Source organism: Microbacterium sp. WHRI 7836 (assembly GCF_040223885.2).
GTDB lineage: Bacteria > Actinomycetota > Actinomycetes > Actinomycetales > Microbacteriaceae > Microbacterium > Microbacterium oxydans.
In genome coordinates this window covers 3,645,362-3,665,849 of sequence record NZ_CP168171.1, presented here as the reverse complement: position 1 = coordinate 3,665,849, position 20,488 = coordinate 3,645,362, and the positions used below count along the sequence as shown (strand labels likewise).

Annotated in this window: 24 protein-coding genes; 15 read left to right on the top strand and 9 right to left on the bottom strand. The window is 68.9% G+C overall.

Features of this window, described 5'->3' with window-relative positions; genetic code table 11:
* The first annotated feature begins 17 nt into the window (after positions 1–17).
* The 8 genes from ABRP18_RS17650 to ABRP18_RS17615 are packed head-to-tail and all read left to right on the top strand — an operon-like array spanning position 18 to position 7,606.
* Positions 18–947 (top strand): carbohydrate ABC transporter permease, encoded by a 930-nt coding sequence (locus ABRP18_RS17650; protein ID WP_046748543.1) that lies wholly within the window; start codon positions 18–20, stop codon positions 945–947.
* Complete coding sequence (locus ABRP18_RS17645; protein WP_113680562.1) at positions 944–1,855, top strand: carbohydrate ABC transporter permease; 912 nt, start codon at positions 944–946, stop codon at positions 1,853–1,855. The genes ABRP18_RS17650 and ABRP18_RS17645 overlap by 4 nt, the downstream gene beginning before the upstream one ends.
* On the top strand, positions 1,852–2,685 hold the full coding sequence (locus tag ABRP18_RS17640) for a TIM barrel protein (RefSeq protein ID WP_349885154.1): 834 nt from the start codon (positions 1,852–1,854) through the stop codon (positions 2,683–2,685). The genes ABRP18_RS17645 and ABRP18_RS17640 overlap by 4 nt, the downstream gene beginning before the upstream one ends.
* The gene (locus tag ABRP18_RS17635; RefSeq protein WP_349885153.1) at positions 2,682–3,800 is read left to right on the top strand and encodes a Gfo/Idh/MocA family oxidoreductase; all 1,119 of its coding nucleotides are present in this window, start codon (positions 2,682–2,684) and stop codon (positions 3,798–3,800) included. Before ABRP18_RS17640 ends, ABRP18_RS17635 begins: the two co-directional genes overlap by 4 nt.
* Positions 3,797–4,657: a sugar phosphate isomerase/epimerase family protein gene (locus ABRP18_RS17630; protein ID WP_349885151.1), complete on the top strand. Its 861-nt coding sequence runs from the start codon at positions 3,797–3,799 to the stop codon at positions 4,655–4,657. The genes ABRP18_RS17635 and ABRP18_RS17630 overlap by 4 nt, the downstream gene beginning before the upstream one ends.
* On the top strand, positions 4,654–5,880 hold the full coding sequence (locus ABRP18_RS17625) for a mannitol dehydrogenase family protein (protein ID WP_349885149.1): 1,227 nt from the start codon (positions 4,654–4,656) through the stop codon (positions 5,878–5,880). Before ABRP18_RS17630 ends, ABRP18_RS17625 begins: the two co-directional genes overlap by 4 nt.
* A complete protein-coding gene (gene manD / locus ABRP18_RS17620; RefSeq protein ID WP_349885148.1) occupies positions 5,877–7,115 on the top strand; it encodes a D-mannonate dehydratase ManD in 1,239 nt (412 codons plus the stop codon). The genes ABRP18_RS17625 and manD overlap by 4 nt, the downstream gene beginning before the upstream one ends.
* The gene (locus ABRP18_RS17615; RefSeq protein WP_349885146.1) at positions 7,112–7,606 is read left to right on the top strand and encodes a gluconokinase; all 495 of its coding nucleotides are present in this window, start codon (positions 7,112–7,114) and stop codon (positions 7,604–7,606) included. The genes manD and ABRP18_RS17615 overlap by 4 nt, the downstream gene beginning before the upstream one ends.
* 26 nt (positions 7,607–7,632) lie before the next feature.
* Here ABRP18_RS17615 and ABRP18_RS17610 read toward each other — a convergent pair whose 3' ends face one another.
* Positions 7,633–8,088 (bottom strand): Lrp/AsnC family transcriptional regulator, encoded by a 456-nt coding sequence (locus ABRP18_RS17610; protein ID WP_061018488.1) that lies wholly within the window; start codon positions 8,086–8,088, stop codon positions 7,633–7,635.
* Between the two features lie 98 nt (positions 8,089–8,186).
* Between ABRP18_RS17610 and ABRP18_RS17605 the strand changes: the two genes are divergently transcribed.
* Positions 8,187–8,810: a LysE family translocator gene (locus ABRP18_RS17605; RefSeq protein WP_349885144.1), complete on the top strand. Its 624-nt coding sequence runs from the start codon at positions 8,187–8,189 to the stop codon at positions 8,808–8,810.
* 133 nt (positions 8,811–8,943) lie between these two features.
* Positions 8,944–9,411 (top strand): hypothetical protein, encoded by a 468-nt coding sequence (locus ABRP18_RS17600; RefSeq protein WP_349885143.1) that lies wholly within the window; start codon positions 8,944–8,946, stop codon positions 9,409–9,411.
* 363 nt (positions 9,412–9,774) lie between these two features.
* On the opposite strand, the gene ABRP18_RS17595 is transcribed toward ABRP18_RS17600, so the two are convergent.
* The 6 genes from ABRP18_RS17595 to ABRP18_RS17570 all read right to left on the bottom strand — a co-directional run bounded on the left by ABRP18_RS17595 (position 9,775) and on the right by ABRP18_RS17570 (position 14,134).
* Positions 9,775–10,002: an RNA-binding S4 domain-containing protein gene (locus ABRP18_RS17595; protein ID WP_017829834.1), complete on the bottom strand. Its 228-nt coding sequence runs from the start codon at positions 10,000–10,002 to the stop codon at positions 9,775–9,777.
* 138 nt (positions 10,003–10,140) lie between these two features.
* Positions 10,141–10,998, bottom strand: coding sequence for a hypothetical protein (locus ABRP18_RS17590; RefSeq protein ID WP_349885142.1), 858 nt, complete (start codon positions 10,996–10,998; stop codon positions 10,141–10,143).
* Positions 10,999–11,069: 71 nt separating this feature from the next.
* The gene (locus ABRP18_RS17585) at positions 11,070–12,386 is read right to left on the bottom strand and encodes a HAMP domain-containing sensor histidine kinase (protein ID WP_349885141.1); all 1,317 of its coding nucleotides are present in this window, start codon (positions 12,384–12,386) and stop codon (positions 11,070–11,072) included.
* A complete protein-coding gene (locus ABRP18_RS17580; RefSeq protein WP_141368180.1) occupies positions 12,379–13,056 on the bottom strand; it encodes a response regulator transcription factor in 678 nt (225 codons plus the stop codon). Before ABRP18_RS17580 ends, ABRP18_RS17585 begins: the two co-directional genes overlap by 8 nt.
* A 50-nt stretch (positions 13,057–13,106) precedes the next feature.
* Positions 13,107–13,670, bottom strand: coding sequence for a putative immunity protein (locus ABRP18_RS17575; protein WP_349885140.1), 564 nt, complete (start codon positions 13,668–13,670; stop codon positions 13,107–13,109).
* Positions 13,671–13,675: 5 nt separating this feature from the next.
* Positions 13,676–14,134 (bottom strand): DUF6194 family protein, encoded by a 459-nt coding sequence (locus ABRP18_RS17570; RefSeq protein WP_113680810.1) that lies wholly within the window; start codon positions 14,132–14,134, stop codon positions 13,676–13,678.
* Between the two features lie 85 nt (positions 14,135–14,219).
* Between ABRP18_RS17570 and ABRP18_RS17565 the strand changes: the two genes are divergently transcribed.
* On the top strand, positions 14,220–14,951 hold the full coding sequence (locus tag ABRP18_RS17565; RefSeq protein ID WP_349885139.1) for a MerR family transcriptional regulator: 732 nt from the start codon (positions 14,220–14,222) through the stop codon (positions 14,949–14,951).
* A gap of 1,543 nt (positions 14,952–16,494) precedes the next feature.
* Positions 16,495–17,277, top strand: coding sequence for a MerR family transcriptional regulator (locus ABRP18_RS17560; protein WP_349885138.1), 783 nt, complete (start codon positions 16,495–16,497; stop codon positions 17,275–17,277).
* Here ABRP18_RS17560 and ABRP18_RS17555 read toward each other — a convergent pair.
* Positions 17,210–17,959, bottom strand: a complete 750-nt coding sequence (locus ABRP18_RS17555) for a DeoR/GlpR family DNA-binding transcription regulator (RefSeq protein ID WP_349885137.1) — start codon at positions 17,957–17,959, stop codon at positions 17,210–17,212. The two genes, ABRP18_RS17560 and ABRP18_RS17555, sit on opposite strands and share 68 nt — an antisense overlap.
* A gap of 54 nt (positions 17,960–18,013) precedes the next feature.
* Between ABRP18_RS17555 and ABRP18_RS17550 the strand changes: the two genes are divergently transcribed.
* Both ABRP18_RS17550 and ABRP18_RS17545 read left to right on the top strand, forming a co-directional pair.
* Entirely contained in the window at positions 18,014–18,379 is a 366-nt protein-coding gene (locus tag ABRP18_RS17550) for an NUDIX hydrolase (protein WP_046748559.1), read from the top strand.
* A 9-nt stretch (positions 18,380–18,388) separates the two neighbouring features.
* On the top strand, positions 18,389–18,565 hold the full coding sequence (locus tag ABRP18_RS17545) for a hypothetical protein (RefSeq protein ID WP_046748560.1): 177 nt from the start codon (positions 18,389–18,391) through the stop codon (positions 18,563–18,565).
* A 7-nt stretch (positions 18,566–18,572) separates the two neighbouring features.
* On the opposite strand, the gene ABRP18_RS17540 is transcribed toward ABRP18_RS17545, so the two are convergent.
* A complete protein-coding gene (locus ABRP18_RS17540; RefSeq protein ID WP_349885136.1) occupies positions 18,573–19,514 on the bottom strand; it encodes an SDR family oxidoreductase in 942 nt (313 codons plus the stop codon).
* A 121-nt stretch (positions 19,515–19,635) separates the two neighbouring features.
* Here ABRP18_RS17540 and ABRP18_RS17535 point away from each other — a divergent pair, with 121 nt between their 5' ends.
* Positions 19,636–20,478, top strand: coding sequence for a helix-turn-helix transcriptional regulator (locus ABRP18_RS17535; protein WP_349885135.1), 843 nt, complete (start codon positions 19,636–19,638; stop codon positions 20,476–20,478).
* Positions 20,479–20,488 lie beyond the last annotated feature (10 nt).

The window sequence follows — 20,488 nt, the reverse complement described above, 5'->3', positions numbered from 1 at the left end:
GACGCGAGGACACGCACATGGCGATCGCCACCGACACGCGTCGGAAACGGACCGACGACACCCCGCCGAGCGAGCGGCCCCGCCCGCTGTGGATGCTGCTGCCCGGCGGGGTGCTGATGACACTGCTGATCCTGGTGCCGCTGCTGCTGGCCTTCTGGATCTCGATGCTCGACCTGGACCAGTACACGATCCGGCAGTGGCTGCAGGCGCCGTTCGTCGGATTGGGCAACTTCGTCGAGGCGTTCTCCTCCTCGCCGCTGCTGCGCGGGATCGGGCTGAGCGTCAGCTATGCGCTGATCGTGTCGGTGGCGGCGATCCCGATCGGAGTCACGGCGGCGCTGGCCACGCAGAACGCCTTCCGCGGTCGCGGGCTGGTGCGCTCCGTCTACCTGATCCCGTACATCCTCCCCGCCTTCGTGGTGGCCACGGTCTTTCGGGCGATGTTCCAGCCCGAAGGAGTGGTCGACGAGGCATTCGGCGTGTTCGGGGTCGACCCGGGGCTGTGGCTCAACGGGCCGCAGAGCTATTGGACCCTGGTCATCGCGCAGCTCTGGGTGAGCTGGCCGTTCGTGTACCTGTTGACGCTGGCCGGACTGCAGGCGGTGGATGCGGAGGTGCACGAGGCCGCGGCGCTCGACGGCGCGGGGTGGGGCATCAAGCTGCGCAAGGTCATCCTCCCGTATCTGCGCGGATCGATCCTGCTGGCATTCATCCTCACCTTCCTGCACAGCATCAACGCCTTCACGATGCCGTTCGTGCTCTTCGGGATACCGGCGCCGGTCGATGTCGAGGTGCTGCCGGTCCTCACCTACGTCACGGCGTTCCAGAGCTTCCGGTTCGGCCTCTCGGCGGCCATGGCGGTGGCCTCGCTCGCGATCGTCGCGATCCCCCTGTTCATCTACCTGCGCGCCGTGCGCCTGGACACCGGAGAGGACGCGAAGCGATGAGCGCCACCACCACGATCGCGCAGGTCAACCCGCGCCGGAGCCGCCCCGGCGGTCACAGCCAGGTGGATCGGCTGCTGCCGCGCCCGCTTCTGGCTGCCGCGAACATCGTCCTGTGCCTGCTCGTGTTCGGGCCTGTCTCGTACATGCTGTTCGCCTCGATCAATGCGGATGTCGCGGTCGCGGGCGGCGCATACTGGCCGACCGAGCTGCGCCTCGACAACTACATCAAGGTCTGGCGCAGCGTCGATCTCGCAGGGGGCCTCGCCAACAGCCTCCTGATCTGCGGGGCTGTCGCCGTCGTCTGCGCGGCCGTCGCCGTCTCGATGGCGTGGGTGCTGGTGCGGTTCACCTTCATCGGACGCGTCACCATCCTTCGGGGGCTGCTCGGTCTGCAGTCGGTTCCGGGCACGCTCATGCTGCTGCCGGTGTTCGTGATGTTCTCCACCCTGTCGTCGGTGCTGCGCATCCCCACCATCGGCACGCACTGGTCGGTGTTCGTCACCTACCTCACCTTCGCGCTGCCGTTCTCGACCTGGGTGATGGTGACGTACATCCGCGGGCTTCCGCGCGAGCTCGAAGAGGCGGCCCGCATGGACGGCGCCTCCAACTTCCGTGTCCTCACACGCATCGTGCTGCCGCTGAGCTGGCCGGGGATCGTGGTCTCCGCGATCTTCGCGTTCCTGCAGGGATGGAACGACGTGCTGTTCGCCTCGGTCATGACCAACCGCGACAGCCGTACCGCCGCGGTGGCACTGCAGATCTTCGGTGCGACTCAGGAGACAGGGGCGGTGCCCTTGTACGGGCAGATGATGGCGGCCTCGCTCATCTGCGCCATTCCCGTCGTCGTGCTGTACCTCGTGTTCCAGCGTTATCTCGTAGGCGGTCTCACCGCAGGAGGAGTGAAATGACCCCGTGGAAGCTCTCAGGATTCGGTGACGAGATCGATCCGGACCCGGCCGTGCAGATCGCCGTGCTCCAGGCGCTCGGCGCGCGGCACATCGAGGTGCGCAGCGCGTGGGGGGTGAACGTCGTCGATCTCGACGAGTCGCAGCTCGCGCAGCTCGCGGCCGTGGTGCGCGAGCGCGGCATGGCGGTCTCGGCCGTCGCCTCGCCGGTCGGAAAAGTCGATGTGTCCCTGCCCGTCGAGCACGAGGTCGGTCGGCTGCAACGGGCGATCCGGGCGGCCGAGGTGCTGGAGGCCCCCTACATCCGCATCTTCTCGTTCTTCCGAGCCGAGCACCTCTCGGCGGACGACATCCGCGACGAGGTGCTCGTGCGGATGGCGGCGCTCGCCCGTACCGCCGAAGCGGCCGGGGTCACCCTCGTGCACGAGAACGAGAAGGACATCTACGGCGACATCCCCTCGCGCGTGCTCGATGTGATCGAGTCGGTCGGCTCCGACCGGCTGCGCGTCGCCTGGGACAACGCCAACTTCGTCCAGGTCGGCGTCCGGCCGTTCACCGACGGCTACGCCAAGCTGCGGCCGCACCTCGAGTATCTGCAGCTGAAGGACGCTCTCGCCGCGACGGGTGAGGTCGTCCCGGTGGGTGACGGCGACGGCGAACTTCGCGAGACCCTCACGGCCCTGCGCGACGACGGCTATGCGGGGTTCGCCTCGCTCGAACCCCACCTCACCGACGTCAACGCGCTCGGCGGCTTCTCGGGGCCTGAGGCCTTCGGTCGTGCCGGCCGAGCCCTGCGCACACTCACAGACGAGATCGGAGTCACCCTCTCATGACCGACGGAATCCTCGACGTCGCCATCGTCGGATGCGGCATCATCGGCGTCAACCACGCCAGAGCGATCGCGGCCACCCCTGGCCTGCGCATCGTCGCGGTCGTCGACGAAGTGCCGACCGCGACCGATCGGCTGGCCGACCTCATCGTCGAAGAACTGGGCGGAGAGCGCCCATCCACGCACGCCGATATCGAGTCGATCCCCGACGACATCGATGTGGTCGTCATCTGCACCCCGAGCGGTTCCCATGTCGAACTCGCCGAGCGGGCGGTCGCGCGGGGGATGCACGTCGTGCTCGAGAAGCCCCTCGACGTGTCGATGGAACGTGGTCGCCGGCTGGCCTCGATCGCACGGGACGCCGAGGCGCGCGGCATCCGGATCTCGGTGATCAGTCAGCACCGCTTCGACCCGGGCGCGGTGGCCGTCGCTGAGGCCGCCCACACCGGACGCCTGGGGCGGATCACGAGTGCGGTGGCCTCTGTGCCCTGGTGGCGCTCGCAGGAGTACTACGACTCCGGCGCCTGGCGGGGCACCTGGGAGCTCGACGGCGGAGGCGCCGTGATGAACCAGGGTGTGCACACCGTCGACCTGCTGCTGTGGTTCCTCGGCACACCCGTCGACGTGTTCGCCCACACCGCGTTGCTCGCGCATGAGCGGGTCGAGGTCGAAGACGTGGCGGTCGTCACGGTGCGCTTCGAGTCGGGCGCGCTCGCTGTGCTGCACGCCACGACGGCCGCCTTCCCCGAGCAGCCGGTGCGGCTGGCCGTGCACGGCGCGCAGGGGACCGGCATCATCGAGAACGACCAGCTCGCGCGGTTGTGGGTGGACGGCGACACCGCCGACCGCAGCGTCGACTGGGTGCCGGAGGGGCATCGACTGGGCGACGACCGTGACCCGCAGGCGTTCGCCGAGGGGCACGCCCGCCAGTACGCCGACATCGTCGAGAGCATCCGTGAGGGGAGAGCCTCGCGCGTCGGCGTACCCGAGGCGCTGCTGGCGCTCGCCGTGGTGCGCGGCATCTACGTGTCGGCGACCACCGGCTCCGCGGTACGCGTCGCCGACCTGATCGACGGCACCGTCGACGATGCCGACGTACGGACGGGAGGCATCGCATGAAGTTCTCGGTGTTCACCGCGGCGACCCCCGACTGGGAGCCGGCAGAGGCGGCTCGCCGCATCGCCGCGATCGGCTACGACGGCATCGAGTGGCGCATCACCGACCAGGACGAGGCCGACCCGCCCGGATTCTGGGCCGGGAATCGCGCGACCTGGCCGCTCACCGGGCTCGAGGGGTCGGTCGCCGAGATCGCCCGCATCACCCGCGAGGCCGGGTTGGAGTTCAGCGGCATCGGCGGCTATGCGCTCGCGCCCGACCGCGACGATGTGCTGCGGACGCTCAGGGCCACCGCAGAACTCGGTGCGCGTCAGGTGCGCGTGCGCATCCCCTTCAACGACACCCAGGACTATCGCACGGTGTTCGCGCAGACCAGGGACGACCTCGAATGGGCTTCCCGCGAGGCGGGGGCGCTCGGCGTGAAGGTGCTCGTCGAGCTGCACCATCAGACGATCTCGGCGTCGGCGTCGGCTGCCCTCCGCCTGGTCGACGGCATCGACCCGCGCACCATCGGTGTGATCCACGACCTCGGCAACCTCGTGATCGAAGGGCAGGAGGACACTCGCGCCGGCCTGCAGCTGCTGGGGGAGTACCTCGCGCACGTGCATGTGAAGAACGCGGTCTGGCAGCGCACCGGGCAGACCGGTCTCGACGGCGACGTGCGCTGGGAGTCGGCATGGGCTCCGCTTCGCGAGGGCATCGCGAGTGTGCCGGACTACTTCCGCGCTCTGGCCGAGGTCGGCTACGACGGCTGGGTGACGCTGGAGGACTTCTCGACGGATGCTCCGCTGGCGGAACGCCTGACCGACGACCTCGCCTTCCTCCGCGCGTCTGCCGGCGCCGCCGGCATCGGATCGTGACCGGGCCTGCGCGCACGCAGCATCCCCCGCTCCGTGCCGCTCATCTGGGTCTCGGTGCCTTCCATCGGGCTCACCAGGCCTGGTACACCCAGCAGGCGAACGAGCGTGCAGCCGCAGACGACGGCTGGGGCATCGCCGCTTTCACCGGGCGTGCCCCGGAGGCCGCAGAGCTGCTGTCGCGCAACGACGGCGTGTACACGGTGCTGGAGCGTTCCGCCGAGGGAGACCGGGCGACGACCGTGCAGTCGATCGTGCGGGCGGTACCCGGATCGGATGAGCGGGCCTGGCTCGACACTCTCGCCGATCCTCGGGTCGCGGTTCTGACCGTGACGGTCACCGAGGCGGGGTACTCGGCCGGTTCCGGGGTTCCGCGGCGCATCGCCGAAGGTCTCGTCGCTCGGGCGGATGCCGGTGCAGGACCCATCGCGGTCGTGAGCTGCGACAACCTGGCGCAGAACGGCCGGGTGCTGAGCGACGCGGTGCGCAAGGCCGCCGGCTCCCAGGCTGCGCGAATCTCGGACATCGCGTCGTTCGTCGACACGGTGGTGGACCGGATCACCCCTGCCGTGACGCCTGCCGACATCGACGCCGTGCGGAAGCTCACCGGCCTCGACGATCCGTCCGCGGTGGTCACCGAACCGTTCGCGGAATGGATCCTCGCGGGCGAGTTCCCCGGGGGTTCTCCGGACTGGGCGCGGGCCGGCGCGCGATTCGTCGCCGATGTCGGGCCGTACGAAGCGCGCAAGCTCTATCTGCTCAACGCCGGGCACACCTTCCTCGCCGCGGCAGGGCGGTTGCGGGGCTACGACACGATCGCAGAGGCGTTCGGCGATGCCGACCTGCGCGCCGACACCGAGGCGCTGTGGGCTGCGCAGCGCACCGCGGTCGACCTGCCGGTCGCGGAGCTCGACGGATGGCTCGACGATCTGCGCCTCCGCTTCTCGAATCCGCGCATCGCCCATCGGCTCGACCAGATCCGTCGGGACAGTCCGATCAAGGTGGCGCTGCGCCTCGTCGCTCCCCTGCGGAGACGCCGAGAGGCCGGCGATGCCGCCGACGACGCGCAGTTGCATGCCGTGGAGAGCTGGATCCGCTCCCTCGTCGAACTCGACCCGACCGACCCCGCGACGGCCGTGATCGCCCGCACCATCTCCGCCGTGCCCGCGGCTGACCGCGCACGCACCGTCATCGACCACCTCACTCCCGAAGGGACCCTCGCATGAGCATCGACAAGGCTGAGGTCATCGTCACCAGCCCGGACCGGAACTTCGTCACCCTCAAGCTCACGACGGCCGACGGCCTCTCCGGTCTCGGTGACGCCACCCTCAATGGGCGCGAGCTCGCGGTCGTCGCGTATCTCACCGAGCACGTCGTCCCGCTGCTGATCGGTGCCGACGAGGATCGCATCGAAGACACCTGGCAGTTCCTCTACCGGAGCGCGTACTGGCGCAGGGGACCCGTCACGATGGCCGCCGTCGCCGCGGTCGACATGGCGCTGTGGGACATCAAGGGCAAGAAGGCGGGGATGCCGGTCTACCAGCTGCTGGGCGGGGCATCGCGCTCCGGCCTCCTCGCCTACGGTCACGCGTCGGGCAAGGAGCTGCCGGAACTGTTCGACTCCGTGCGCGCGCACCTCGACCAGGGGTATCGGGCGATCCGGATCCAGACCGGTGTTCCCGGGCTCAAGGCCATCTACGGCATCGCCTCTCAGGCCGCGGACACCGGAGGAGGCGAGGCCCGTTACGACCACGAGCCCGCCCGCCGAGGCGCGAAGCCCGTCGAAGAGGACTGGGATACCCGCGCCTACCTGAACCACCTGCCGGGCGTCTTCGAGGCGGTGCGCAACGAGTTCGGCCCCGATATCCCGCTGCTGCACGACGGCCACCACCGGATGACGCCGATCCAGGCGGCGAAGCTCGGCAAGGCGCTCGAGCCGTACGACCTGTTCTGGCTCGAGGACTGCACCCCCGCCGAGAACCAGGAGGCGCTGCGACTCGTGCGCCAGCACACGACCACGCCCCTCGCGATCGGCGAGATCTTCAACACCGTCTGGGATTTCAAGGACATCATCCGCGACCAGCTCATCGACTACGTGCGCGGGGCCGTGACCCACATGGGCGGTATCAGCCCCTTGAAGAAGACGCTCGACTACGCCGCGATGCACCAGATCAAATCCGGCATGCACGGGCCCACGGACATCTCGCCGGTCGGCATGGCGGCGGCGATGCACCTCGGCCTCTCGATCCACAACTTCGGCATCCAGGAGTACATGCAGCACGGCTCGCGTACCGACCAGGTGTTCCGGCAGTCCTTCACCTGGCATGGCGGACTGCTGCACCCCGGCGACAAGCCGGGCCTGGGCGTCGAGCTCGACGTCGACGCGGCCGGCAAGTACCCGTATGAGCGCGCCTATCTGCCGTACAACCGGCTGGCGGATGGAACGGTGCACGACTGGTGAGCACCGAGCCTCGGTCGATCGTCGTCATGGGGGTTTCCGGGGTGGGCAAGACCACGGTCGGTCAGGAGCTCGCCCGCCGGATCGGTGTCGCGTTCATCGATGCGGATGACCTGCACGGGCCGGCGAACATCGCGAAGATGGCAGCCGGGGTCCCGCTCGACGACGATGACCGGTGGCCGTGGCTCGACCGGGTCGGGGTGGCGCTCGCCGCGGACCCCGGGGTCGTCATCGCGTGCTCGGCGTTGAAGCGGAGATACCGCGATCGGCTGCGCGCATCGGCCCCTGACACGGTGTTCGTGCACCTCGACGCACCGAAGGAGCGGGTCACGGAGCAGGCGACTGCGCGCCGCGGTCACTTCATGCCACCCGCGCTGCTGGCGTCGCAGTTGCAGACGTTGGAGCCGCTCGGGGCGGACGAGGACGGGATCACGGTGACGGTGGATGGCACGGCCGGAGAGCTCGTGGAGCGCATCCGTCAGCATCTCCTCTGAGAACGTCCGGCACCTTCGAGCCGCGCTCAGGGGATCGGCACTGCGCGGTCCGCGCCGAGTCGCTTCATCACCATCGTCGACGTCAATCGCTGCACGCCCGGCAGGGCTCCGAGGGTGTTGTCGTAGAGCTCCTGGTACGAACCCATGTCACGCGTGAGGATGCGCAGCATGTAGTCGGGGTCGCCGAACAGGCGCTGCGCCTCGACGACGGCGGGGATCGAGACGACGGCTTCCTCGAACGCGACGATCGTGTCCTTGTCGGTACGCCCGATCGTCACGAAGACGATGGCTTCGAAGGTGAGGCCGACGGCTGCCGGGGCGACCACCGCCCGGTAGCGTTCGATCGCTCCGGACTGCTCCAGCTCTTTGAGTCGGCGATGGCAGGCGGAGAGGCTCAACCCGACCTGCGCGGCGAGATTCGTGGCACTCATCCGACCGTCGTCCTGCAGTAGCGAGAGGATCTCCCGGTCAAGTGCGTCCATGGTGACAATTCTTGCAGGTGAAGCCGTCAGTCGCCCGAAGAATCGAAGCACCTTTCGCATGATCCTTCGTAGTCTCTTCCTCGAATCGAGGAGAACCGATGGATATCGCGCTGGTCATGCAGTTCTGGGTGGTCGCCGTCATGCTCGCGCTGACGCCGGGCGCTGATTGGGCCTATGCGATCTCCGCCGGCCCGCGTGCTCGCTCGATCGCGCCATCGATCCTCGGGATGATCGCGGGTTACACCGTCGTGATCGTCGCCGTCGCGCTCGGCCTCGGCGCGCTGGTCACCACGTATCCCGTCACCCTCACGACGCTGACGGTGGTCGGCGCGCTCTACCTGATCTTCCTCGGGGCGACGACGCTCGCCAGCCGCCCGGCGCCGATCGCCGAGAGCGGCGAGCCGATCGCCACGGGCGGATGGGCGCAGTTCCTGCGCGGCTCCGGCGTGAGCGGCATCAACCCGAAGGGCCTCCTGCTCCTGCTCGCCCTGCTGCCGCAGTTCACGAGCCCCGACGGCTGGCCGTCAACGACGCAGATGCTCGCGCTCGGTGGCCTGCATCTGCTCAACATCGCGGTCGTGTACACGACCGTCGGGCTGCTCGCTCGCCGACTGCTGCGGACGAGGCCCCGCGCGAGCTCCGTCGTCACCCGGATCGCCGGCATCGCGATGACGGTCATCGGCGTCGGCATCCTGATCGAGCAGGTGATCGAGTGGCTGTGACGGCAGAGGTCTCTCACCAGGGCACAGGTCGTCACCAGCGCACAGGGCTTTTCCCCGGTGGATGCTGACCTCTCCCGGACAGCGCGGAGGTAGCGTCGAGGGGCGCCATCGACCGGCGAGACAGGAGGACCACGTGACGACGACGGGACGGACGACCACGGCCCTGCTGCTGCTGCTGCCCGCGTTCCTGCTCGGCGCGATCATCGCGATCTCGTTCCTCGAGGCGCCGTTGAAGTTCCTCGCCCCGGGGGTCACGATCCCGATCGGACTCGGTATCGGACGACTCGTCTTCACCGCGTTGAATGTGCTCGCCGGCATCGTGCTCCTGGTGCTCACGTTCGTGAGCGTGCGAGCACGGGCGGGACGCGGGCCCCTCATGATCCTGGGCGGGATCTGGCTGGTCTTCGTCGTCGAGGTCGCACTCATCCGTCCCGTGCTGAACCGGCGCAGCGACCTCGTGATCGCGGGATCGGAGGCGCCGGGCACCAACGGGGCGCACTACGCGTACATCGCGGCCGACCTCACGATCGTCGCCCTCCTCGTGGTGCTGATCATCGTCACCGCGCGAAAAGTGCTCCCTCCACCCGGCACCGTATCCTGACCGAAGCCCGTCGCGCGTAATGGTCCCGCGCATCCAACGTCTTCTCTGCGGAGGCAGCGCACCTCCACCGGTCATCTGATCGGGACGCCGCGACGACGGACCTCAGACCTCGTCGGTCGGCGAACGGCAGTGTGTTCGACCCGTGCCCTCCTCGGCGCGGTGCAACCGCCGGCCGGCGCACGAGGGCACGGCTGGGGAGTCGTGGCCCTCGGGGCGGGGTGTCCCGTTCGTTCCCTCGCGGACCGCACACCCCGCCCACTCGACCTCCCCGGAGGAATGGTCGCGAACGGCGGGGTGATGTTCCTCCGCTACCGGACCGCCTGAACTGCGGCCGCGGACCGGTCGGCGATCAGCGGGCCGAGGTCACGGTCGGACGCGGACGGTGCGTCCCTCGAACGACACGAGGTCGCCGTCGCGCAGCTGTCGTCCGCGGCGTCGATCGATCTCGCCGTTCACGGTCACGTACCCGTCGATGATGACCTCTTTGGCGTCGCCGCCCGAGTCGAGCAGGCCGGCGAACTTGAGGAACTGTCCGAGGCGGATCACCTCACCGCCGATGGAGATGTCGTCGATCGGGTCGGAGTTCGTCATCCTTGAATGCTAATCGGACTTGCGTGCTGATCGGCTTCGCCACCGCAGGACGCGATGGTGCCGCCGCCCCGGTGGGAGCGGCGGCACCATCATGCCGGGCGTCTCGGGTCCGCCCGACAGGACGCGGCCCGCACCGACTCAGTCGATGTCGGTACCGACGACCGCGAAGTCGGCGTCGAACTCGATGTCGATCGATCGGCTGTCCGCAGTGAGCACCGAGGCGTCGTAGGGGCTCACGTCGTCGCCGTCGACATCGAGGTCGGTGATCATGCCCTCGGCCTCGGCGAGTGCGGCGGCGACCAGTGCGCGGATCGTCTCGTCGTCGAGGGTGAGCGTCGGGCCGGTGTCGTCGCCGTCTGCCGCGTCGGTGGAGGCGACGGTCGCCGCGAGCTCCTTGTCGACGCGGATCTCGGTCTCATCTCCCGCCGCTGTGCTCAGCTGCACCTCCCAGGTGCCGTCACGCTTCGCGTCGATCGAGGTGACGCCGCCGTCGGCCGCGCCGCGTGCGGCATCCGCGATCGCGATCAGCTCGTCGGCGGAGGCGGAACCGATGCCCGTCACCGGGCCACGACCGTTCGAGGGGGTGTCGCCGCGGTCGTCGCCCCTGGGGCCGTCACCGGGACGACCGTGATCTTCGCTGTCGTCCTGGCGGGGGCCGTCCGACACCGAGGAGCGGTCGTCGTCGTCAAACTCGTCGCCGATCGCCGCGCCGATGGCGATGCCGCCGCCCGCGAGGACCACGGCTGCCGCGATGCCGCCCCCGATGAGGAGCGCGCGCTTGCGGCCGGCCGTCGGGGATGATGCCGTGGCACCGGGGGTCGGCTCGGCCGCCGGGAACGTCGGGTGCTCGCCGGCGCCGGGCGCGGGTGCCGTCCCGGCCGGGGGTGCAGGGGCCGTCGGCGCCGCTGCGGCATCGGGAGTCGGGGCCACCGGCACGGTCGGCGCGTCCGGCGTGCTCTCGGGCGTCTGGTCGGGAGAGGGTGTCTTGTCGTCCATGACTCGATGCTCTCCCGCGGGCGCTGAAGCCTCCCTGAAGCGTCCTGAAGGACTCTTCAGGAACCCGTCGCTCAGGCGCCGCGGGGGAGGGTGAGGACGAACCGCGCGCCGCCCCATCGGGAGTCGTCGACCGTGAGAGACCCGCCGGATGAGGCGGCGATTCCGCGCGCGATCGCGAGCCCGAGGCCGCTGCCGCCCGCGTCGCGGCTGCGCGCCTCGTCGAGGCGCACGAATCGCTCGAAGATGCGCTCCCGTTCCTCGGCGGGTACCCCGGCGCCGTCGTCTTCCACCGTGACGAACACGTATCCGTCCGAGGGGATCACCGCGATCGCCACCCGACCTCGACTGTGGCGGGCGGCATTGTCTGCGAGGTTGCGCACCAGCTGGCCGAGCAGGCGCGGGTCGCCGTGCACCCGTGCGGCGCTGATGCCGGTACCGTCGACGTCGAGCCCGGCCGCGCGGAGTCGGCGCACCTCGCCGAGCGCGATGTCGTCGAGGTCGACCGCCTCGTCGAGCGTGCTCGCACCCTCGTCGAGGCGGGCGAGAAGCAGCAGCGATTCGACGATGCCCTGCAGTCGGAGCCCCTCTTCCGAGACGACCTCTGCGAGCTCGCCGATGCTGGTGACCTCGGGGTGGGCCTGGGCGAGCTCTGCGTGCTGACGGATGGTCGCAAGGGGAGAGCGCAGCTCGTGCGAGGCATCCGATACGAATCGGCGTTGCGCGGTGGCAGATGCATCGAGCCGGTCGAGCATGCCGTTCATGGTGGTCGCGAGTGCGGCGATCTCGTCTGCTGTCTCGGGTACGGGAACGCGCTGGTGAAGGCGCTCGGCGGTGATGCCGTCCACTTCCTCACGGATGCGCTCCACCGGTCGGAGCGCGCGGCCCACGACGAGCCAGGTGGTCACGGCCACGAGCAGCAGCAGCAACGGGACCGCGATGGCGAGCAGCGTCGCGACCGTCGCTAGGGTCTCTGCGTCGTCGTCCATCGAGACCGCGAGCACGAGCGTCTGATCGCCGTCGATGTCTTCCGAGACCACCAGGACGGTGTCGCCGTCGACGGTGGTCGTCTGCGGGTCGTCGTCTGCGGGGAGCGGCGTCGACCCCAGCTTGTCGCGAGCCTCCTCGCTCGCGGCGCGTACCGACCCATCCGGACCGAGGATCTGCAGGATCTCGTCGTCGAGAGCGTCCACCCCCTTGCCGCCCGGCCCGCCGGCACGTTCGGCGAGCTCGCTGAGCCGCTGTTCCGCAGCGCGCTCGGTGCTGCCGTGGATGCTCGCGCTCAGCACACCGTAGAACGAGAAGGCGCCGATCAACAGTGCGACGGCGACGACGACGGTGGCGCCGAGTGTGGTCCTGCCGCGCACCGTGCGCCAGCTGCGGTTAGCCACCGTCGGCCGCCAGTCGATAGCCCGCACCGCGGATGGTCTCGATGGCCTCACGACCGAACGGCTTGTCGAGTTTGCGGCGGAGGTGCCCGACGTAGACCTCGACGATGTTGGGGTCGCCGTCGAAGTCGTCGTCCCAGACGCCGTCGATGAGGGCGCGCTTCGATAGCACCTGCCCGCGATGACGCATGAGGTACTCGAGCACGGAGAACTCCCGAGCGGTGAGGCTCACCGGGGTCTCGCCGCGCCAGACCCGATGTGCGGCAGGGTCGAGCCGCAGATCGCCCGCCTCCAGGATCGCCGGGCGGGCGACGGCTCCACGGCGCACGAGGGCGCGGAGCCGTGCGACGAGGATCGCGAACGAGAACGGCTTGGTGACGTAGTCGTCGGCCCCGGTCTCGAGTGCCTCGACCTGGTCCCACTCGCCGTCCTTCGCGGTGAGCATCAGCACGGGCGTCCAGTTCTCCTCGGCGCGCAGTGCTTCGCAGACCTTCCATCCGCTCATGCCCGGCATCATCAGGTCGAGCACGATCGCGTCGTACCGCGTCTCGCGTGCACGCCAGAGTCCGTCGACGCCGTTGTGCGCGACGTCGACCGCGAAGCCCTCGGCCTCGAGCCCGCGGCGCACGCCTTCGGCCAGGCGCACCTCGTCGTCAACCACCAGGATCCGCATTCCTCCAGTGTGGTCGGTCGACGCTGAATCCGGGCTGAAGCGGTCGAGGATCAGGCGGAGAGGTGTGCCTGGATCTCGAGGATCACTTCGCCGAGGGCTCCGGAGGAGAGGAGCCCGGGCCCGAGGGGTCCGGCTGTATCGGTGCCGAGCGGTGGGAGGGTGCGCAGGGCTGCAGCGGCTTCGGGAGAGAGGTGTGCGAGTTGCCATCGCACCTCTGCGGCACGGGCGTCGGATGCACGGGCGTCGGTGGCGTCCGGGTGTGCCCGCTCGACGGCCCGCGCGGCGTAGGCGGCTGCCCCGAGAGCATGCGCACCCATGTGCGCGACCCCTGCGGCCTGTGCCGCGGAGCGGGCGGCGGCGGTGCCGGCAGGGGTCACGGCGCTGCGAGCAGCCCTGCCCGCGACGAAGCGACGACGGATCTCGCCCGCAGCCGTGAGCTCGCCCCGCGCGAAGGCGCGCGTCCTGGCGATGGCATCGCGCGCACGGTCGTCGTCCGGGGCCTCGGTCTCGAACAGCGGCAGCACGCGCTCGGCGCAGTCGGCCGCCCACACCGCGACGATCCGACGGTCGGTCTCGGTCATGCCCTGAAGAGTCATGCCCTGCGGAGTCGACATGGGGTTCACCTCGTCCGTCGTCCGGTGCGAGCGCGCGCGGCCTCGTGCGCCTCGCGGAGAAGGGCGAGCACGGCACCCTCCGTCGCCGCTGCGGGGTTGATCACGCACACCCAGCCGGCGGTGCCGTACAACGGGTGAGGCCGGAAGACGTCGACCGCCGTCGGGTCGGTGTCGCCGCCCGTGAGAGACCCCGCCGCGATGATCGACTCCGCGCGCTCGCGTCCGACGTGGATGTTCACCCGGAAGCGCCCTGGAGCGTCCAGCGCGGAGGACGTGTCGTCGGGATAGTCCTTCGTGATGATCGTCCCGTACGGCTGCGTGCGCTCCGGCATCCGGCCGTCGGGCGCGTGGTAGAAGTATGCGTCTCCCCATGACAGTTCGGGGAAGTCGCTGCCTGCCTCCGGGGCGACGACGAGCACGCCGTCGAACGAGCGGACCTCTTCGATGATCTCCTGCATTTCCATCCTTCAATGTTGAGGCTGATGTGCTTATGTGGGCTCAAGGGCCGGAAAGACAAGGAGGCACGTGTAGAACCCTCAAGAGCAGGTGATGACCACTGCGGCGCTCGGACGGCTGGTCGGCTACTCGACGCAGCAGGTGCGCGACCTCGAGCGACTCGGTGTGCTCCCCGCCGCGGAGCGCGGTGCGAACGGGTACCGGCGGTATCGGATGCCGCATGTCCTGGCGCTGCACGCCTATCGGGCGTTGGCGACGGCGCTCGGTCCGGTGCCCGCGCGTCGACTGATGCCCGCTCTCATCGGCGGATCGGTCGAGCAGGCGGCGGAGCGGATCGACACCCTGCACGCGGATCTCGCCCTCGAACGCTCACGGGTGCGCGCGGCCCTGCGCGGACTCGAGGACGCGGTGGCGGAGGCCGACGACCCGTTCGTCGAGGACGATGCCATGGCCATCGGCGAACTCGCCCAGGCGCTCGGCGTCCGCTCCTCCGCACTGCGGCACTGGGAGCGAGAAGGGCTCGTGCGCCCCCTTCGGCGTGCAGGATCGGTCCGCTCCTACGACTCCGCTGGGATCACCGAGGCGCGGATCGCCGCCGCCCTGCGTTCGGGCGGCTACGGCATCCCCGCCGTTTCGCGGATCATCGACGAGGTGCGCGCGCACGGTGACACCGCGCAGGTGCAGCGCATCCTCACGGAGCGGTTGGCGGACCTCACGCGCCGCAGCGTCACGCTCCTCGCGGCGGCAGGAGACGTGCACGCCCTACTGACGGAACACCTCGCGGGGGCCGGATCGGACGGACCATCCTTCACGTCCGAGCGCTGATGTCAGATTAGCCAGCGGCCACGGGCTCGCGACATGATCACGCGCGTGGCTGACTGCTCCCATCGACACCGTGATCGCGGACTCACTCCAGTCGGACGCTGCGGGGTCGGACGAAGTCAGTGTGCCGAGTGCATCAGGCTGGCTTCGATCGATGGACGGAGCAGCCAAGAGACCTTAGTCGGTTGGCAGGGCTTTGTCTGTCGGCCGAACGTCCTACAGACACGGAGCTTGCGGGTGGGCGAAGCTATAGCTTCCAGTTACTCAGGGAGATAGCTCATGACGAAGAAGTTCTTGACAGTATCGTCACGCGGGGCGAAGGCGCTGATAGCCGAGGACGGCCACCAGGTCGAAAGTGATACATTTCATTTATGATGGTGTGGATCGTGTACTTGGAAGAAACTCCTGGTTTCATCGGCGTCTTTGACGTCGAAAGCGACGCGTACGAATTCCAGGAAAAGTATGCGGCTGATAGCGGACTCTCAGTTCTGCTTACCCCCGTCTCTGTGCCTTATCGGGTCGCGGGAACAGATGGGCCTCTTTATTCGCAGTAGACGCTACGACTCCCCTACCGCGCGTCAAGCGGCTCGAGTGTCTAGCGGAAGTTTTAGTTGACTAGAAATAGGTATTCAAAGATGAGACACCGTCACCACCACAAGTTCGGTTTTATTTTCGCTGGATCATTGATCCTCGGGATCGTAGCAGCCGGCGGCAGCCCGGCTTACGCGGCATCATCAGGGAACGACGCGCCCGACCTCCCGCCACTCACAGCGGTGAGCTCGGCGGACGTTCCCGACGAGTACCTCGTCTACCCGGATGGAACACCGCTTCCTGCCGATGCGGTGGTGATGACGGACGCGGAGATGGATGCACTTGGGTCGGACACGAGCATCGGCGCTCCTGAATCGACGCCAGGTGCGACCACGAGAGCGACGGTAGTAGGAAATTGTCATTTTGCGGTGGGACAAATGTGGAAGAGATCATCCGGACAAGGGTTCCCCTCCGGTTCAGTGGGCGCGAAGCCAGCAATCTCTAGTTGTTGGGGAGCCGTCACCAAGACGTACATCAGGTCAATCGTTTTCATGCATAACGGGTGGCTCTGGGTTCCCGTTACTGAAGCCTTCGAGAGTTTTGGCACGTGGAACATGGTGCAAAAAAGTGTCCAGTACAAATGCAATGGGACCGGGCAGCACACGTTCCGCGTTGTCTCGTATTTCAAAGCCTCTGGGGCCAAGGATGTCACCGCTGCGTCAGCTCAGCTCAGCTCCGGCGATTACAAGCTCCAGTGCGGCTAAAGAACTGTCTGATCTCATGACGCGGTGAGCAATCGCTGCACTGAACCGCGAGCTGGCCCGTCACCCTCGAACCCGTCACCGTCATCTCGGACTACGAACGACGACTGCTCTCGAACAAGACGCTCGTCCACGCACTCGAGTCCGCATCGGTGGAAGTCGAGCGAGGCAATTCGTTTCGGCTGAACGTCGACACGTCGCCGCTGACCAGCAATACGAACAAGGACCACGTTCGCACGTGGTCCTTCTTCGTATTGCTGAGCGATCCAACGCTGCGAACAAGCGAGATCGGCTACTCGACGCAGCAGGTGCGCGACCTCGAGCGACTCGGTGTGCTCCCCGCCGCGGAGCGCGGTGCGAACGGGTACCGGCGGTATCGGATGCCGCATGTCCTGGCGCTGCACGCCTATCGGGCGTTGGCGACGGCGCTCGGTCCGGTGCCCGCGCGTCGACTGATGCCCGCTCTCATCGGCGGATCGGTCGAGCAGGCGGCGGAGCGGATCGACACCCTGCACGCGGATCTCGCCCTCGAACGCTCACGGGTGCGCGCGGCCCTGCGCGGACTCGAGGACGCGGTGGCGGAGGCCGACGACCCGTTCGTCGAGGACGATGCCATGGCCATCGGCGAACTCGCCCAGGCGCTCGGCGTCCGCTCCTCCGCACTGCGGCACTGGGAGCGAGAAGGGCTCGTGCGCCCCCTTCGGCGTGCAGGATCGGTCCGCTCCTACGACTCCGCTGGGATCACCGAGGCGCGGATCGCCGCCGCCCTGCGTTCGGGCGGCTACGGCATCCCCGCCGTTTCGCGGATCATCGACGAGGTGCGCGCGCACGGTGACACCGCGCAGGTGCAGCGCATCCTCACGGAGCGGTTGGCGGACCTCACGCGCCGCAGCGTCACGCTCCTCGCGGCGGCAGGAGACGTGCACGCCCTACTGACGGAACACCTCGCGGAGGAGGAGGGGTCGTCGCTCACGTCCGCGCCGGGATCTGCGCCAGGACCTCGGGGATCAGCGGATTCTCGTCGAGGGGGTCGGTGATGACCGCGGCGATCGCCTCGAACGGCAGTACCGGGTAGCGCGAGGCGGCGCCGATCTTCTCGTCGCTGGCCAGCACGATGGTCGCGGCGCATCGGGAGGCGATCGCCCGCTTGGTGACGGCATCGTCGAGTTCGCCCGTCGTGAGACCGTGTCGGGGGTCGACGCCCGTGACGCCGACGAAGAACACGTCGGCAGCGAGGTGCTGGATCGCCTCCATCGCGAGTCCTCCGCCGGCGACGAGAGAGTGTCGGGCGAGCTCGCCGCCGATCATGATCACGCGCGCATCCGAGTGCTCGGCGACGGCCAGGGCGACGGCAGGACTCGGGGTGATGACCGTGATGTCGGTGCCGGAGGGAAGCAGTCGCGCCATCGCGAGCGTGGTGGTGCCGGCATCCAGCACGATCGTCGATCCGGGGAGGATGGTCGTGACCGCCTGGCGGGCGACCCGCTCCTTGCTCTGGGTCGCCAGATCGTGGCGCTCGCGCACCGGGCGATCGGCCGCGGCGATGGGCAGCGCGCCGCCATACACGCGCTGGAGCCTTCCCTCCTCGGCGAGCTCGCGGAGGTCGCGACGGATGGCGTCTTCCGATACTCCGAGTTCATCGGCCGCAGCCTTCGCCACGACCCGTCCTTCGCGGGTGAGCACGTCGAGCAGGTGGTCCTTGCGCTGAGCAGCGAGCATACGTTTCCTCACGAAGTTGCACGTTTATGCATGATTCAGACTACAGTCATCTCCATGATGAAGCCACTCCTGATCCTGATCGCCGGCCCCTACCGTTCCGGCACGAACGGCGACCCCGCCCTGATCGCTCGCAATCTCGCGCGCCTGGAGGAGGCGTCCGGTCCGATCTTCCGCCTCGGCCACGTGCCGATGATCGGGGAGTGGGTCGCATTGCCGGTCCTGCGCACCCTCGAGCCGGGCGACTCCGGCGAGGGCGACGTCATGTACGAGACCGCCCGCCGACTGCTCCTGCACTGCGACGCGGTGCTGCGGCTGCCGGGGGAGTCGTCCGGCGCCGACAAGGACGTCGAGATCGCCCACGAGCTCGGGCTGCCCGTGTACCGGTCGCTCGACGAGATTCCTGCAGCTTCGACTCCGTAGGCTGGAGGCATGACCAAGAACCTCTGGACCATCCTCGGCGTCATCCTCGCCGTCGTGATCGCGTGGTGGATCGTGAGCGCGCTGTTCTCGGTCCTCGCGTTCATCTTCAAGCTCGGGATCGTCGCGGTCGTGGCCGTGGTGGTCTTCCTCGTGCTGCGCGGGATCTTCAGCCGCAGCGACGACTGACCAGACGTCACCGCGGGTAGGTCACGCCGCTCAGCCGCTCCGAGAGGTCCCAGCTGCGCGCGGCATCCGCCGTGCTCCGCAGCGGACGGTACAGGGCCTGCTCGGCCGGAGCGCCGCCCATGTGGCCAGGACCGCGCGGGCCGTACAGGCGGCCGGGCAGAGCGGACGACGACGCTGCCGCGAACAGGGCGGGCAACGCGGCGCTCTCGGCCGTGCCGACGATCAGCCCGCGCTGGGACGCCCACCGGATCACCCTCACCTCGACGGTGTCGTCGGCGCGACCGAGTTCCGGACGGGCGGCGAGCAGGCTCGTGGGGGCGACTCCGGGGTGGGACAGGTTCGACGTGATGCCCCAGCCGAGCGCTCGGCTGCGCCGGTCGAGTTCGAGCCCGAAGAGTCCGAACGCGATCTTCGACTGCCGGTAGGCCCGCATCCCGTCGTACGACTGCTCCCCGTTCGGATCCTGCCAGTCGATCGTTCCGCGGGCCGCGGCCACGCTCACCTGGGAGGTCACGCGCGCCTGCCCCGCGCTGAGCACGGGAAGAAGGTGTGCGACCAGGGCGAAGTGCCCGAGATGATTCGTCCCGTACTGCACCTCGAACCCGTCGGCCGTGGTCTGCCGGTCAGGCGGCGACATCACCCCGGCGTTGTTGATGAGCAGATGCACGGGGCTGCCGTCCCTCCGCATCGCCTCGCCGAACTCCGCCACGGAGTCGAGCGATGAGAGGTCGAGCGGCGCGGTCTGCACCTGCGCACCCGCCGCGGCGTCCCTGATGGTCGCGGCGGCGGCATCCCCCTTCCGCGGATTGCGCACGGGGAGCACGATCTCGGCTCCGGCACGGGCGAGACGCGTGGCGATGTGCAGGCCGATGCCGTCGCTCCCTCCCGTCACCATCGCACGGCGGCCGGCGAGAGAGGGGATGCGGATGTCGGGGATGCGCGGGCTCATGATGTGCTCCTTCGGGTCTTCCTCCAGCGTGCGTGCTGGGCGTCGCCGCAACCAGGACTCCCCATGCAGTGGATACCGGCACGGACGGATGCGAGGATCGGGGCGTCGGGAGGAGGCCCGGATGGTCATCGACAGGACGGCGCTCGCGGGGTTCCTGCGACTGCGGCGAGACAGTCTGCAACCGGAGGACGTGGGTTTGGCGCGGGGGGCGCGACGGCGCACCGAGGGGCTCCGTCGCGAGGAAGTGGCCGCGCTCAGCCACATGTCGGCCGACTACTACGCGCGACTCGAACGGGGTGACGGGCCGCTGCCCTCGGAGCAGATGCTCGCCGCGATCGCCCAGGGGCTGCACCTCACGATCGACGAGCGCGACCACCTGTTCCGCCTCGCCGGACATCAACCGCCCGCGCGGGGCGGAGTCGGCGACCACATCGGACCGGGGATGCTGCGGATCCTCGACCGGCTGCAGGACACTCCGGCCGAGATCGTGAGCGAACTCGGAGAGACCCTGCGGCAGACGCCCCTCGGCGTAGCGCTCACCGGCGACACGGCACACCTCACCGGCATGGAGCGGAGCCTCGGTTATCGCTGGTTCCGCGAGCCGTCCACGCGGGACCTGTACGACCCCGCCGAGCACGAGTTCCTGTCGCGGCTGTGGGTGTCTGGTCTGCGGGAGGTCATCGCCCGGCGGGGCCCCTCATCGCGAGCTGCCCGCATGGCCGACGCGCTGCAGGAGCACAGCGCGGAGTTCCGCGAGATCTGGGAGCGTCACGAGGTCGGGCTCCGGCCCCGCGAGACGAAGCGCTTCGTGCACCCCGGCCTCGGGCCGCTCGAGCTGACGTGTCAGAGCCTCGTCGATCCCGAGCAGTCGCAGTTCCTTCTCGTCTACACCGCGATCCCGGGGTCGGAGAGCTATGAGAAGCTCGCTCTGCTGTCGACCCTGGCTCCCCGGGTCTTCGTGTAGGGGACTTTCG

Coding starts and splice junctions, on each gene's coding strand:
- ABRP18_RS17540 (WP_349885136.1), bottom strand. CDS start 19,514: ATGAGCCCGCGCATCCCCGACATCCGCATCCCCTCTCTCGCCGGCCGC.
- ABRP18_RS17610 (WP_061018488.1), bottom strand. CDS start 8,088: ATGGACGCACTTGACCGGGAGATCCTCTCGCTACTGCAGGACGACGGT.
- ABRP18_RS17575 (WP_349885140.1), bottom strand. CDS start 13,670: ATGTCGACTCCGCAGGGCATGACTCTTCAGGGCATGACCGAGACCGAC.
- ABRP18_RS17635 (WP_349885153.1), top strand. CDS start 2,682: ATGACCGACGGAATCCTCGACGTCGCCATCGTCGGATGCGGCATCATC.
- manD (WP_349885148.1), top strand. CDS start 5,877: ATGAGCATCGACAAGGCTGAGGTCATCGTCACCAGCCCGGACCGGAAC.
- ABRP18_RS17545 (WP_046748560.1), top strand. CDS start 18,389: ATGACCAAGAACCTCTGGACCATCCTCGGCGTCATCCTCGCCGTCGTG.
- ABRP18_RS17650 (WP_046748543.1), top strand. CDS start 18: ATGGCGATCGCCACCGACACGCGTCGGAAACGGACCGACGACACCCCG.
- ABRP18_RS17555 (WP_349885137.1), bottom strand. CDS start 17,959: ATGCTCGCTGCTCAGCGCAAGGACCACCTGCTCGACGTGCTCACCCGC.
- ABRP18_RS17590 (WP_349885142.1), bottom strand. CDS start 10,998: ATGGACGACAAGACACCCTCTCCCGACCAGACGCCCGAGAGCACGCCG.
- ABRP18_RS17605 (WP_349885144.1), top strand. CDS start 8,187: ATGGATATCGCGCTGGTCATGCAGTTCTGGGTGGTCGCCGTCATGCTC.
- ABRP18_RS17535 (WP_349885135.1), top strand. CDS start 19,636: ATGGTCATCGACAGGACGGCGCTCGCGGGGTTCCTGCGACTGCGGCGA.
- ABRP18_RS17565 (WP_349885139.1), top strand. CDS start 14,220: ATGACCACTGCGGCGCTCGGACGGCTGGTCGGCTACTCGACGCAGCAG.
- ABRP18_RS17595 (WP_017829834.1), bottom strand. CDS start 10,002: ATGACGAACTCCGACCCGATCGACGACATCTCCATCGGCGGTGAGGTG.
- ABRP18_RS17640 (WP_349885154.1), top strand. CDS start 1,852: ATGACCCCGTGGAAGCTCTCAGGATTCGGTGACGAGATCGATCCGGAC.
- ABRP18_RS17570 (WP_113680810.1), bottom strand. CDS start 14,134: ATGGAAATGCAGGAGATCATCGAAGAGGTCCGCTCGTTCGACGGCGTG.
- ABRP18_RS17630 (WP_349885151.1), top strand. CDS start 3,797: ATGAAGTTCTCGGTGTTCACCGCGGCGACCCCCGACTGGGAGCCGGCA.
- ABRP18_RS17645 (WP_113680562.1), top strand. CDS start 944: ATGAGCGCCACCACCACGATCGCGCAGGTCAACCCGCGCCGGAGCCGC.
- ABRP18_RS17580 (WP_141368180.1), bottom strand. CDS start 13,056: ATGCGGATCCTGGTGGTTGACGACGAGGTGCGCCTGGCCGAAGGCGTG.
- ABRP18_RS17550 (WP_046748559.1), top strand. CDS start 18,014: ATGATGAAGCCACTCCTGATCCTGATCGCCGGCCCCTACCGTTCCGGC.